Origin of the sequence: Paraplanobispora takensis, from assembly GCF_016863195.1 — a bacterium.
GTDB lineage: Bacteria > Actinomycetota > Actinomycetes > Streptosporangiales > Streptosporangiaceae > Planobispora > Planobispora takensis.
Genome location: NZ_BOOK01000048.1, coordinates 66,177 through 78,653 on the forward strand (window position 1 = coordinate 66,177; position 12,477 = coordinate 78,653).

The following is a 12,477-nucleotide window of genomic DNA, read 5'->3' on the forward strand; positions in this document are numbered from 1 at the left end:
CCTCGCGGATGTCGCCAACGGCGTTTCCACCGGCCGGCGCTTCCCGATCGGCCCGCGGCTCCGGTGAGCCGGTCCGGGACCTCGTAGAACGACGGGGTGCTGAGCGACACGATGCTGATCGGCGGGTGCTGATCGGCGGGGTGCTGATCGACAGGGTGCGGTTCACGTGGACCGCACCCTGTTGGCTGATCTTGAGTGACCTGGTGTTCACGGCTTCGCAGCCAAAGCGTGATGTTCTCCGTGACAACTCTTGGAACGGTTGAAACGTGAAACATCCGACCCTCAGATCACACCAGTCCCCTGGTGTCGCAGAAAGGAAGCCCCGTGGCTTTCAACGTCCCGGGCGTGCGCACGATCAGTGTCGTGGCCGTCGGAGTGCTGGCCGGAACCATGCTCTCGGTGGGCGGCAGCGCAGTCGCCGCGACCGCCGGGGAGGAGGTGCACGCCTGCGTCCACAAGAAGACGCGTTACACCCGGATCGTCAACGCGACGGCCAAGTGCCGCACGACGGAGGTCCGCGTGACGTGGGGCTCCCAGGGTCAGCAGGGCGTGGCCACCGCCGGTCCGCAGGGTGAGCAGGGCCCGCAGGGCAAGCAGGGCCCGGTCGGTCCTGCCGGCCCCCAGGGCCCGCAGGGGTTCCGCGGCCCGCAGGGCAAGCAGGGCATCCAGGGCCCGAAGGGCGACACCGGCCCGCAGGGTCCCAAGGGCGACACCGGCGCCCCGGGCAAGGACGGCGAGACCGGCCCGCAGGGCAAGCAGGGGCCGCAGGGTGAGCAGGGCCCGCAGGGCAAGCCCGGCGAGAACGGCGCCCCCGGCAAGGACGGTGCCCCGGGCAAGGACGGCAAGGACGGGGCTCAGGGGCCGAAGGGCGAGCAGGGCCCGAAGGGCGAGCAAGGGCCGAAGGGCAACAACGGCTCGCAGGGCAACACCGGCCCGCAGGGCCCGCAGGGTCCGGCGGGCCCCGACGGCAAGAGCGCCTACGAGGTCTGGAAGGCCCAGCCCGGCAACGGCAACAAGACGCTGCAGCAGTTCTGGGAGTTCCTGAAGGGCCAGGGCGGCTCCTCCAGCCCCGACGTCACCGTCGCCACCGCCTCGTTCAACTTCGGCATCACGGGCGGCAGCGTGACCGCGAGCTGTGGCCAGGGCCAGATCGCCACGGGCGGCGGCTACAGCATCACCGGCACCCTGGGCGAGATCACCAGGAGCGCGCCCTCCGGCGGCACGCCGACCGGCTGGACCGTGTCCGGCGTGACCAGCAAGGGCACCGCCTACGCGGTCTGCATGTCCTTCTCCTGATCCCGGTGCGGGATTCCCGGCCCGGGACCTCCTGAGATCCCGAGACCTCCTGAGATAGGGCCCTCCGGATGGCTGCCGGAGGGTCCCACCCGGGATGCAGGGCCCGCCGTCTGCTCGGACGCCTCGGCGGCAGGGCCCTCGCACGGCGAAGGGGTACGGCTCACGCGAGCCGTACCCCTTCGTCCGTTGAAGCCTTCAGCTTCGTCCGTTGAAGCCGTCAGCCGAAGATGGCCGGCAGGGCGCCGGTGTGGACCTCGCGCAGCTCGGGGAGCGGGATCTCCAGGACCCCCTCGACCGTCAGCGCGGTGCCCCCGGTGGTGCCCAGGCCGTAGCACGGCACCTCGTGGGTCGCGCAGAGCTCGGCGAGGGCGTCGAAGGACTCCGGACGCACGGTCACCAGGGCGCGGGCCGCCGACTCGCTGAACAGGTCGGTGAAGGCGTCCTCGCCCGTCAGGGCCACCGAGCAGCCGACGCCCTGAGCCAGGCAGGCCTCCGCCAGGGCGATGGCCAGACCGCCGTCGGACAGGTCGTGGGAGCCGGTCAGCAGGCCGCGCGCGGCGGCCTCGACGAGCACGCGCGCCAGGGCGCGCTCGGCCTCCAGGTCGACCTCCGGCGGCAGGCCGCCGAGGTGGCCGTGGGCGACGTGCGCCCACTCCGAGCCGCCGAACTCCTCGCGGGTCTCGCCCAGCAGGACGACCTTGTCGCCCTCGCCGGTGAAGCCGCTGCGCACCCGCCCGGCCACGTCGTCGATCACGCCCAGCACGCCCACGACCGGGGTCGGGTGGATCGCGGCGGAGCCGGTCTGGTTGTAGAACGACACGTTGCCGCCGGTCACCGGGACGCCGAGGGTCTTGCAGGCGTCGGCCAGGCCGCGCACGGCCTCGGCGAACTGCCACATGACCTCCGGGTCCTCGGGGGAGCCGAAGTTCAGGCAGTTGGTCACCGCCAGCGGGGTGGCGCCGGTCACGGCCACGTTCCGGTAGGCCTCGGCCAGGGCGAGCTGCGCCCCGGCGTAGGGGTCGAGGCGGGCGTAGCGGCCGTTGCCGTCGGTGGCCAGCGCGATGCCGCGGGTGGTCTCCTCGGCGCCGGGCATGGCCTCGCTGATCCGCAGGACGCCGGCGTCGGCGGGCTGGGCCAGCACGGTGTTGCCCCGGACGTAGCGGTCGTACTGGGAGGTGACCCACTCCTTGGAGGCCAGGTTCGGCGAGCCGAGCAGCTGCAGCAGCGTCGCGCGCAGGTCCTCGGGCCGGGGCAGGTCCGCGGGCGTGGCGGCGTTGAGCGCGGCCTGGCCGTCCGGCTCGTGGAACGGGCGCTCGTACACCGGGCCCTCGTCGGCCGCGGTGCCCGGCGGGATGTCCACGATGGTCTCGCCGTGCCAGGTCATGACCAGGCGGCCGGAGTCGGTGACCTCGCCGATCACGGTCGCGGGGATGTCCCACTTGGCGCAGATCGCCATGAAGGCATCGATGTCGTCGGGGGTGACGACCGCCATCATGCGTTCCTGCGACTCGCTCATCAGGATCTCTTCGGGCCGCAGCGACGGGTCGCGCAGCGGGACCAGGTCCAGCTGGACGTCCATGCCGCCGGTGCCCTTGGCCGCCAGCTCCGTGGTGGCGCAGGAGACGCCGGCCGCGCCGAGGTCCTGGATGCCGACGACCACGTCGGCCTGGTACAGCTCCAGGCAGCACTCGATCAGCAGCTTCTCCATGAACGGGTCGCCGACCTGGACGCTGGGCCGCTTGGCCTGCGACTCGTCCTCGAAGGTGGCGCTGGCCAGCACGGAGGCGCCGCCGATGCCGTCGGGGCCGGTCAGCGCGCCGAACAGCACGACCTTGTTGCCGGGGCCGGGCGCGGTGGCCAGCTTGATCTGGTCCTTGCGCAGCAGGCCCACGCACAGCGCGTTGACCAGCGGGTTGCCGATGTAGCAGGGGTCGAAGACGACCTCGCCGCCGATGTTGGGCAGGCCCAGGCAGTTGCCGTAGTGGCTGATGCCCTCGACCACGCCGGGCAGCACCCGCCGCGTGTCGGACTGGTCGGCGCCGCCGAAGCGCAGGGCGTCCATGACCGCGATCGGCCGGGCGCCCATCGACATGATGTCGCGCACGATGCCGCCGACGCCGGTGGCCGCGCCCTGGTGCGGCTCGACGTAGGAGGGGTGGTTGTGCGACTCGATCTTGAAGGTGGCGGCCCAGCCGTCGCCGATGTCCACCACGCCGGCGTTCTCGCCCATGCCGACGAGCAGCGCCTCGGACTGCGGCGCCTTGGTGCCGAACTGGCGCAGGTGCACCTTGGAGGACTTGTAGGAGCAGTGCTCGCTCCACATGACGCTGTAGATGGCCAGCTCGGAGCTCGTCGGGCGGCGGCCGAGGATGTCGCGGACCCGGTCGTACTCCTCGCGCTTCATGCCCAGCTCGGCGTACGGCTGACGCTCGTCGGGGGTGTCGGCGGCGCGCTTGACGCTGTCGAGGGCAGAGGGCTGAGTCACGCGTTCACCAGCTTCTTCAGGATCGAGGTGAAGAACCCGCGGCCGTCGGTGCTCGGGGCGCCGGTCAGGTCCTCGACGGCGTGCTCGGGGTGGGGCATCAGGCCGACGACGTTGCCGGCCTCGTTGCGGACGCCGGCGATGTCGTTGAGGGAGCCGTTGGGGTTGCCCCCGACGTAGCGGAAGACGACCTGGCCGTTCGCCTCCAGGGCCGCGAGGGTCGCCTCGTCGGCGACGTAGCGGCCCTCGCCGTGCTTGATCGGGAGCACGATCTCCCGGCCCTCGGTGAAGTCCGAGGTCCACGGGGTGGCGGTGCTCTCCACCCGGATGCCCTGGTCGCGGCAGATGTAGTGCAGGCCGGCGTTGCGCATCAGCGCGCCGGGCAGCAGGTGGGCCTCGCAGAGGATCTGGAAGCCGTTGCAGGTGCCCAGGACGGGCAGCCCGGCCCGGGCGGCGGGGATCAGTTCCTCCATCAGCGGGGCGAAGCGGGAGATCGCCCCGCACCGCAGGTAGTCCCCGTAGGAGAACCCGCCGGGCAGGAAGACGGCGTCGACGCCCTTGAGGTCGCGGTCGGCGTGCCACAGCGGGACGGCCTCGCCGCCCGCGTGCCGCACGGCGCGGGCCGCGTCCTGATCGTCAAGAGTTCCGGGAAAAGTGACGACGCCCACGCGGGCAGCACTCATGGCAGCGTTCCCCTCCACAAACGAGCGCCGCGCCGACGTCTCACACAGCGGACGTCGGTCTGCGGCGGTGCGTTTAGGCTATCCGCTCCGCGCCGAAGGGTCATACCGGGATCCGTCTGATCGCACAGGCCGCCCCCGCCCGGACCTCGTGATCTTTGGAGGATCCTACGAACGCCACCCTGTGGCCGGGGGCGCCGGAAGGGATCGGGAGGCGTCCGCGAAGCGGTGATCAGACCGAGGCGAGCTCGCGGGGGCGCGCGGTCACGGCCTCCTCGTCGACGTCGAGCCGCTTGCGCAGGTGGACGGTCGTCCCCCGGCCCGGGGAGATCTCGAAGGAGATCTCGTCGACCACGGCCTGCATGATGAGGATCCCCCGGCCGTTCTCGATGTCGGAGGAGGGGTACTGCTCGGGGATCCGGACCTGGCCGCGCCCTTTGTCGATGACCCGGACGTCGCAGCGGCCGAGGCCGATGGCCGCCTCGACGTGGTAGCGGTTGGCGGGGCCGCCGTGGCGCACGGCGTTGCCGCACGCCTCGCTGACCGCGAGCAGGATGTCGGAGACGCAGTTCTCCGTGACGTGGAGGGAGCGAAGGGAGTCACCGAGTACTCTACGGACCATCGGAATGCCGATGGCCTCTCTTGGCAGAGCCAACGAGAACTCGATATCCACCGGATTCCTCCCGGGGCCAGACGTCACCTTGTGAAGGTTTCCCGCCCCGAATCCGGCCTAACCGCAAAATAACTGTGATGTTATCCGCCGTTGGTCAAGGCGTGGCGTTCAGCAGGCTCTCTAGACCAATTCCTGTGGCCGGGCCGGAATGGTGTGTTACATATGTGGCTGTTTGTGCCTCGATGGAGGCAGGCGTTCACGCCTCGACGGTGACGGTGAAATCTTCGATCACCGTATTCGCCAAAAGGGTCTCCGCCATCTTTCGGACATCCGAAAGCGCGGCCTCGTCCGCCGGGCCCTCGAGTTCCACCTCGAACCGCTTGCCCTGCCGCACCGCGGAGACACCGGAGAAGCCGAGCCGGGGGAGCGCGCGGGCGATGGCCTGGCCCTGCGCGTCGAGAATCTCGGGCTTCAGCATGACGTCGACGATGACGCGCGCCACGGTGTTCCTCCAGGTGTCACGGGACGGTCGGGCGCCTCAAGCGTAACGGTCCCGGACGGGCGGTCGTCGCCGGGGCCGGGCTGGCGCCCGGAAGGCGGGATTCTCCGGGAATGCGAAGATCTTGGCAGGGGGTGGGCGGGGGGATGAAAGCCGGGCGACGGGGGAACGGGGAAGGCATGGACGCCGGAGCAGGTCTTGCGCACAGGTATGTGACCTCTGCCACGATGTCCACAAGCGCTGACGAACCCCTACCAGACGGATCCGATGCGTCGCTAACCGGCCGGTCGGCGGCAGCGATCCTGCCGAGGCGGCCCCGAGCACACAGGAGCGGCACGTGACAGCCGACGCCTCTCGTGGTGCGCAAGCACCCCCCGAGCTCGTCCAGTTGCTCACCCCCGAGGGAGAGCGGGTCGAGCATCCCGACTACGACATCGACCTGACACCCGAGGAGGTCCGCGGCCTCTACCGCGACCTCGTCATGATCCGCCGGGTCGACCTGGAGGCCGTCGCCCTGCAACGCCAGGGCGAGCTGGGAATCTGGGCCTCCCTGCTCGGCCAGGAGGCCGCGCAGATCGGTTCCGGCCGGGCGCTCACCGAAGCGGACATGGCCTTCCCGACCTACCGCGAGCACGGCGTGGCCTGGTGCCGCGGCGTCGATCCGCTGAACCTGCTCGGCCTGTTCCGCGGCGTCAACCACGGCGGCTGGAACCCCGCCGAGCACAACTTCCACCTGTACACGATCGTGATCGGCAGCCAGACGCTGCACGCCGTCGGGTACGCCATGGGCATCCAGCGCGACGGGGCCGTCGGCGAGGACGGGGCCGCCACGATCGTCTACTTCGGTGACGGCGCCACCTCCCAGGGCGACGTCAACGAGTCGTTCATCTGGGCGTCGGTCTTCAACGCGCCCGTGGTGTTCTTCTGCCAGAACAACCAGTGGGCCATCTCCGAGCCGCTGGAGAAGCAGTCGCGGATCCCCCTCTACCGCCGGGCCAGCGGGTTCGGCTTCCCCGGCATCCGGGTGGACGGCAACGACGTGTTCGCCTGCCTGGCCGTCACCCGCCAGGCGCTGAAGAACGCCCGCGAGGGCCAGGGGCCCACGCTCATCGAGGCCTTCACCTACCGCATGGGCGCCCACACCACCTCCGACGACCCGACCCGCTACCGGGTGCAGGACGAGCTGGAGGCCTGGAAGCTCAAGGACCCGATCGAGCGGGTCCGGGCCTACCTGTTCAAGAACCAGCTGGCCGACCAGGCGTTCTTCGACAAGATCGACGCCGAGGCCGACGAGCTCGGCCGCGACGTGCGCAGGCGCTGCCTGGAGATGCCCGATCCCGAGCCGCTGGAGATCTTCGATCACGTCTACACGGAGCCGCACCGGTTGATGGACGAGGAGAGAGCACGGTTCGCCGCCTACCTCGCCGGGTTCGAGAGCGAGGAGAGCAGCCGATGACGACGCTCACCCTGGCCAAGGCCCTCAACGAGGGCATGCGCAAGGCCATGGAGGACGACCCCAAGGTCCTCGTCATGGGCGAGGACGTGGGCAAGCTCGGCGGCGTGTTCCGGGTCACCGACGGGCTGCAGAAGGACTTCGGCGAGGACCGGGTGATCGACACCCCGCTGGCCGAGTCGGGCATCATCGGCACCGCCATCGGCCTGGCGCTGCGCGGCTACCGCCCGGTCTGCGAGATCCAGTTCGACGGCTTCGTCTTCCCGGCCGCCGACCAGATCATCACCCAGCTCGCCAAGATGCCGCTGCGCTCGCTGGGCGCGATCAGGCTCCCGGTGGTCGTGCGCATCCCCTGCGGCGGCGGCATCGGGGCCGTGGAGCACCACAGCGAGTCCCCCGAGGCGTACTTCACCCACACCGCGGGCCTGCGGGTGGTGGCCTGCTCCAACCCGGCGGACGCCTACACGATGATCCAGCAGGCGATCCGGTGCGACGACCCGGTCGTGTTCTTCGAGCCCAAGCGGCGCTACTGGGACAAGGCCGAGGTCGACACCTCCCCCGGCGAGGGCGACTGGCCGGCCTTCGACCAGGCCCGTGTCGCCCGCTCCGGCGCCGACATCACCCTGCTCGCCTACGGCCCGATGGTGAAGACCTGCCTGGAGGCCGCGGCGGCCGCCGAGGAGGACGGGCGCTCGGTGGAGGTCGTGGACCTGCGCTCGCTCAACCCGCTGGACATGCCCGCGGTCGCGGAGTCCGTACGGCGCACCGGGCGGTGCGTGGTGGTGCACGAGGCGCCCGTCTTCAGCGGCTACGGCGCCGAGCTCGCCGCCCGGATCACCGAGGAGTGCTTCTACAGCCTGGAGGCTCCGGTGCTGCGCGTCGGCGGGCCGTCCACGCCGTACCCGCCCTCCCGGCTGGAGGAGCACTATCTGCCCGACCTGGACCGGGTGCTCGACGCCGTCGACCGCTCGTTCGCGTTCTGAGAGGGAGCTGATGAAGGAGTTCAAGCTCCCCGATGTGGGAGAGGGCCTGACCGAGGCGGAGATCGTCCGCTGGCACGTGAAGGTCGGCGACCCGGTCAAGGTCAACCAGACCATCGTGGAGATCGAGACCGCCAAGGCCGTGGTCGAGCTGCCCTGCCCGTTCGAGGGCGTGGTCTCGGCGCTGATGGCCGAGGAGGGGCAGACCGTCGACGTGGGCAGGCCGATCATCGCGGTCGACGACGGGTCGGGCCCGGCGGCCGGGTCCGGCGGCGCGGCGGCCGGGGAGGCGCTGTCCGGCGGGGAGGGCGGTACGGCCGAGCGCGCGGGGCGGGACGAGGCCCTGGCCGACGACATGGTCCCGGCCGCTCCCAAGGAGGAGCGCCAGCCCGTGCTGGTCGGCTACGGCGTCAAGATGGGCGCGGCCAAGCGCCGCCCGCGCAAGCAGCCCCCGGCGTCCCCGCCCTCCGGCGTCTCCGCGACCCCGGCCGCCGCGGCGCCGGTCGCGCCGGCCCCGGTCCCGGCTCCTGCGGGGAACGCGCCCGCCGGCGCCGCCCCGGCGGTCTCCGGGATGAACGGCCCCGGTACGGGCCGCGCCGCCGTACTGGCCAAGCCGCCGGTGCGCAAGCTCGCCAAGGACCTCGGAGTGGACCTCGCCACCCTCTCCGGGACAGGGCCGCAGGGCTCGATCACCCGAGAGGACGTGCACTCGGCCGCGAACGCCGCACCCGGATGGGAGAGCGAGCCCGCCCGCCCGGCGGCGCGCGCCGTACCGGCCGGGGGCGAGGAGCGGATCCCGATCAAGGGGGTGCGCAGGGCGACCGCCCAGGCCATGGTCTCCTCGGCGTTCACCGCCCCGCACGTGACCGAGTTCCTCCAGGTCGACGTGACCGCGACAGTGGAGGCGGTGGCGCGGCTGCGCGCCCTGCCCGACTTCGCCGAGGTCAAGGTCTCGCCGCTGCTGCTGCTCGCCAAGGCGGTGCTCGTCGCGGCCCGCCGCCACCCGATGATCAATTCGGCATGGGACGAGGCGGCGCAGGAGATCGTGGTCAAGCACTACGTGAACCTGGGCATCGCCGCCGCCACCCCGCGCGGCCTGATCGTCCCCAACGTCAAGGACGCCCACGCCCTGTCGCTGCCGGAGCTCGCGGCGGCGCTCGGCGCGCTGACCGAGACCGCGAGGGCGGGCCGCACCCAGCCCGCCGACATGGCGGGGGGCACGTTCACGATCACCAACGTGGGCGTGTTCGGGGTGGACGCGGGGACCCCGATCCTCAACCCGGGCGAGTCCGCGATCCTGGCCTTCGGCCAGATCAGGGACCTGCCGTGGGTGGTGGACGGGCAGATCGTGCCGCGCAAGGTGTGCACGCTGGCGCTCTCCTTCGACCACCGGATCGTGGACGGCGAACTCGGCTCGCGGTTCCTGCGCGATGTCGGCGACATGCTGGAGGACCCGCTGCGCATGCTCGCCTGGGGCTGAGCCGGCCGCGGATCCCACGGGGCGGGGCGGCGCGGGCCGTCCCGCCCGCCGGCCGTACGCTGGCGGGGCATCCGAACCGAAAGGACGACCATGTTCCGCCACGTCGTGCTGTTCACCTGGGCCGATGACGCCACCGACGAGCAGAGGGCCGCGGTGGCGACCGAGCTCGGCAGGCTCCCCGGGATCATCCCCGAGATCCGCTCCTACACCCTCGGCACCGACGCCGGGGTGAACCCGGGCAACTACGAGTTCGCCCTGGTCGCGGACTTCGACAGCGCCGACGACTATCTCGTCTACCGCGACCACCCGGCCCACCAGGCGGTGATCGCCCAGTACGTCAAGCCGATCCTGGCCTCCCGCTCGGCCGCGCAGTACTCCTACTGAACGCCGGCCGGGGCTCCGCACCGCCCGACCGCGGTCAGAACTCCGGCGGGTTGTTCTCCCGGTGCATCAGGCGGTTGTCGGAGGTGCTGCCGCGCCGCGGGGCGAGCAGGATGCTCAGCACCACCCCCACCCCGCCGACGATCATGAAGATCAGGCCGATGACGTCGATGTGCACGTCCTTGCCCAGGACGTCGGGCTCGATGGCGAACCGGAGGATGGCACCGAGCGTGAGAAAGAAGATGCTGACCCCGACACCCATCCGGACCTCCGGGCACACTTAGCGGCCAGGTAAACAACACGTTCGGGGTCGGTCATACCCGCCCCGGCGTGCGCAAAATCGCGGTCTCAGGCCCAGCGCAGCGGGCGGGGCCGATAGCCGGCCGGCTCCCTCGGCGTCCCCGCGTGCGCCATGGCGCGCAGGTCCTTCCTGCGCGGCGGGGCGGAGGGGAACAGCGACTTGGCCCTGGCCGTCGGGCCGGAGGAGCCGAGCCAGACGCGCACGCCCAGCGCCTCGGACACCGCCGCCGGCCAGTCGGTGACCCCGTCGACGTAGTGCGGGCGCGCCTCGCCCAGCCGGGCGGTGAGCGCGGCCTGGCCCGCCAGGTCGCCCCTGCGGCCCACCGGCAGCTCCCCGATGCCGTAGGAGTCGCACATCCGCGACACCGGCGCGTCCAGGTGGGTCAGGGCCAGGGCGTCCACCCCGCCGGCGACCGCCAGCGCGTAGCGGTGGGCCACGGCGTCGAAGTGCCCGGTCCTGAACGGCCCCTGCCAGCGGCCGTCGCCGTTGTGCGGCTCGGGCAGGGCCAGGCCGGGGTCCTCGGTGACCAGCGGTCCCGGCCCGTGCCGCGGCGTGTAGGTGCGCAGCACGCCGAGCCGTACGGCGTGCACCCCCTCCAGCAGCGCGAGCGCGTTGTCGAAGGTCGTCGTGCTCCAGGTCGTGTGGGGGTGGAAGCCGTGCCACTCGTCGAGCAGCACCCCCTGGGCGCCCTCGAAGACGACGGGCCTGCGGCGCAGCAGCTGGGTCATGTGAGAGGAGTCGACCAGGGCCACCCGCCCGGCGAACGCCCGGTAGGCGGCCACGCAGTCGGCGACCGGGGGTCCGCCGGCCCCCAGCCGCTCGCGCAGCAGGTTCAGCTTCTGGGCGAGCAGCCCCGGCCGCTCGCAGTCGCCGACCTTGGGCGCCACGAACGGGTTCTCCAGCGCGTAGGCCATCGTCTCGCCGACGCCCATCCCGCAGGACCCGTGCCGGTCCTCGCCGCGCGCCAGCTCGCGGGCCCGGCCGGCCTCGACGTGGTACGGCGTGGCGAGCAGGGCCTCCCGGTCGACGGTGATCATGTCGTAGGGGCGCGAGACGCCGAGCCGGCGCAGGTGCTCGGCCTCGGCGGTCAGCGCCAGGGGGTCGACCACCACGTACCGGGACAGGTGGGTCGGGACGCCGCGCAGGGTCCCGGACCCGAACTGGGAGAAGGTGTGGTGGCGCCCGTCGGGCAGCACCACGTTGTGGCCGGCCTGGGCGCCCCCGTTGAACCTGACCACGGCGGCGACGTCGCCCTGCGCGCAGAGCCAGTCGACGACCCCGCCCTTGCCCGCGTCGCCGTACCCGAGATCGACGACGATCATGTGGTCCTTCACAGCCGTGTCACCCCGCTCGCGCCGTGGTCGAGGCCGAGACCGTCGCTCACCACCAGGGTTCCGCGATCCAGCCGGGCCAGCGCCTTGGACACCGAGGCGCCGGCGGCCGAGCCGAGTTCCTCCAGGTCGTCGAGCCCCTCGGCGAGGTCGATGGCGTCCTCGCCGAGACCGACGGTGAGCGCGATGGTCTCGGAGACCGCGTCCAGGTCGTCCAGCTCCAGCACGTTCTGCCCGAGCAGCGCGCGCCAGGCGTCGAGCACGTCGCGGTTGCCCGCGTAGCTCGCCCCGGCGGGCAGGATGTAGTAGACGTCGTACATCCGGGTCAGCTCACCGACCATCTCGGCGATCGGGATGTCCCGTTCCAGCCGGTCGCCGATCACGTCGCGGACCTCGCGCCGCTTCACCTTCCGGTAGGGCAGCTCGTCCCCGATGATGAACAGATAGCCGCGGCGCCCCCGCTTCTCGAAGCAGTCGATCGAGGTGTGCCGGGCCATGAAGTACATCGCCAGCTCGTAGGACTCGGTCATCTGACCGCCGCCCCCGCCCTCCAGCAGGATGTTGCCCAGCTGCTCGTCCATGCGGTTGTCGGACTCGAACTGCCCGACCTGCAACGGCGCCCGGTCGCACGTGGCGTCGCCGATCGCGCCGAACATGATCTGGGGGTCGACGGCGTACCCCTTGCGCAGCAGCAGGCCGAGCAGGTCCGGCAGCTTGGTCTGCAGCGCGCGGGGCACCCCGCCCATCGAGCCGGTCACGTCGAAGAGCACGGCCACGGCCAGCGACTGGGGATGTTCGTCGGAGTCGCGGCTCTCGCGGACCCGCACGCCGTGGGGGTCGAGGTCCTCGTGCACGGTGCGGGCGCCCCTGTCGCTGTAGGCGAAGGCGCTGGCGCCGCTGTCGGCGCGCAGGCGCTCGGCGGCGGAGTAGACGTCGGTGGACCAGATTCCGCTTCCCATGGGGACTCCTGTTTTCCGAAAA

General features: G+C 71.7%; 12 protein-coding genes. 5 read left to right on the forward strand and 7 right to left on the reverse strand.

Features of this window, described 5'->3' with window-relative positions; translation table 11 throughout:
* Positions 1 to 324 precede the first annotated feature (324 nt).
* A complete protein-coding gene (locus tag Pta02_RS31135; protein ID WP_203878547.1) occupies positions 325 to 1,296 on the forward strand; it encodes a collagen-like domain-containing protein in 972 nt (323 codons plus the stop codon).
* Positions 1,297 to 1,513: 217 nt separating this feature from the next.
* Here Pta02_RS31135 and purL read toward each other — a convergent pair whose 3' ends face one another.
* The 4 genes from purL to purS form a co-directional block, all read right to left on the reverse strand.
* Positions 1,514 to 3,781 carry a phosphoribosylformylglycinamidine synthase subunit PurL gene (gene purL, locus Pta02_RS31140; RefSeq protein WP_203878548.1) on the reverse strand — a complete coding sequence of 756 codons (2,268 nt, stop codon included), beginning with the start codon at positions 3,779 to 3,781 and terminating at the stop codon, positions 1,514 to 1,516.
* On the reverse strand, positions 3,778 to 4,461 hold the full coding sequence (purQ, locus tag Pta02_RS31145; RefSeq protein WP_203878549.1) for a phosphoribosylformylglycinamidine synthase subunit PurQ: 684 nt from the start codon (positions 4,459 to 4,461) through the stop codon (positions 3,778 to 3,780). The genes purL and purQ overlap by 4 nt, the downstream gene beginning before the upstream one ends.
* A gap of 229 nt (positions 4,462 to 4,690) precedes the next feature.
* Positions 4,691 to 5,080, reverse strand: coding sequence for an ATP-binding protein (locus Pta02_RS31150; protein WP_203878550.1), 390 nt, complete (start codon positions 5,078 to 5,080; stop codon positions 4,691 to 4,693).
* Positions 5,081 to 5,327: 247 nt separating this feature from the next.
* Positions 5,328 to 5,573, reverse strand: coding sequence for a phosphoribosylformylglycinamidine synthase subunit PurS (gene purS, locus Pta02_RS31155; protein ID WP_203878551.1), 246 nt, complete (start codon positions 5,571 to 5,573; stop codon positions 5,328 to 5,330).
* Positions 5,574 to 5,907: 334 nt separating this feature from the next.
* On the opposite strand from purS, the gene pdhA reads away from it, so the two are divergent.
* From pdhA to Pta02_RS31175, 4 genes are all read left to right on the forward strand, one after another.
* Positions 5,908 to 7,026, forward strand: a complete 1,119-nt coding sequence (pdhA, locus tag Pta02_RS31160; protein ID WP_203878552.1) for a pyruvate dehydrogenase (acetyl-transferring) E1 component subunit alpha — start codon at positions 5,908 to 5,910, stop codon at positions 7,024 to 7,026.
* Positions 7,023 to 8,006, forward strand: coding sequence for an alpha-ketoacid dehydrogenase subunit beta (locus Pta02_RS31165; protein WP_203878553.1), 984 nt, complete (start codon positions 7,023 to 7,025; stop codon positions 8,004 to 8,006). Before pdhA ends, Pta02_RS31165 begins: the two co-directional genes overlap by 4 nt.
* Positions 8,007 to 8,016: 10 nt before the next feature.
* Complete coding sequence (locus Pta02_RS31170) at positions 8,017 to 9,483, forward strand: dihydrolipoamide acetyltransferase family protein (protein ID WP_203878554.1); 1,467 nt, start codon at positions 8,017 to 8,019, stop codon at positions 9,481 to 9,483.
* A 90-nt stretch (positions 9,484 to 9,573) separates the two neighbouring features.
* The gene (locus Pta02_RS31175) at positions 9,574 to 9,867 is read left to right on the forward strand and encodes a Dabb family protein (protein WP_203878555.1); all 294 of its coding nucleotides are present in this window, start codon (positions 9,574 to 9,576) and stop codon (positions 9,865 to 9,867) included.
* A gap of 34 nt (positions 9,868 to 9,901) precedes the next feature.
* Here the strand turns inward: Pta02_RS31175 and Pta02_RS31180 are convergent, their stop codons facing one another.
* The 3 genes from Pta02_RS31180 to Pta02_RS31190 form a co-directional block, all read right to left on the reverse strand.
* A complete protein-coding gene (locus Pta02_RS31180) occupies positions 9,902 to 10,126 on the reverse strand; it encodes a hypothetical protein (protein ID WP_203878556.1) in 225 nt (74 codons plus the stop codon).
* 86 nt (positions 10,127 to 10,212) lie between these two features.
* Positions 10,213 to 11,499 carry an adenylosuccinate synthetase gene (locus tag Pta02_RS31185; protein ID WP_239131359.1) on the reverse strand — a complete coding sequence of 429 codons (1,287 nt, stop codon included), beginning with the start codon at positions 11,497 to 11,499 and terminating at the stop codon, positions 10,213 to 10,215.
* Complete coding sequence (locus tag Pta02_RS31190) at positions 11,496 to 12,455, reverse strand: hypothetical protein (protein ID WP_203878557.1); 960 nt, start codon at positions 12,453 to 12,455, stop codon at positions 11,496 to 11,498. The genes Pta02_RS31185 and Pta02_RS31190 overlap by 4 nt, the downstream gene beginning before the upstream one ends.
* Positions 12,456 to 12,477 lie beyond the last annotated feature (22 nt).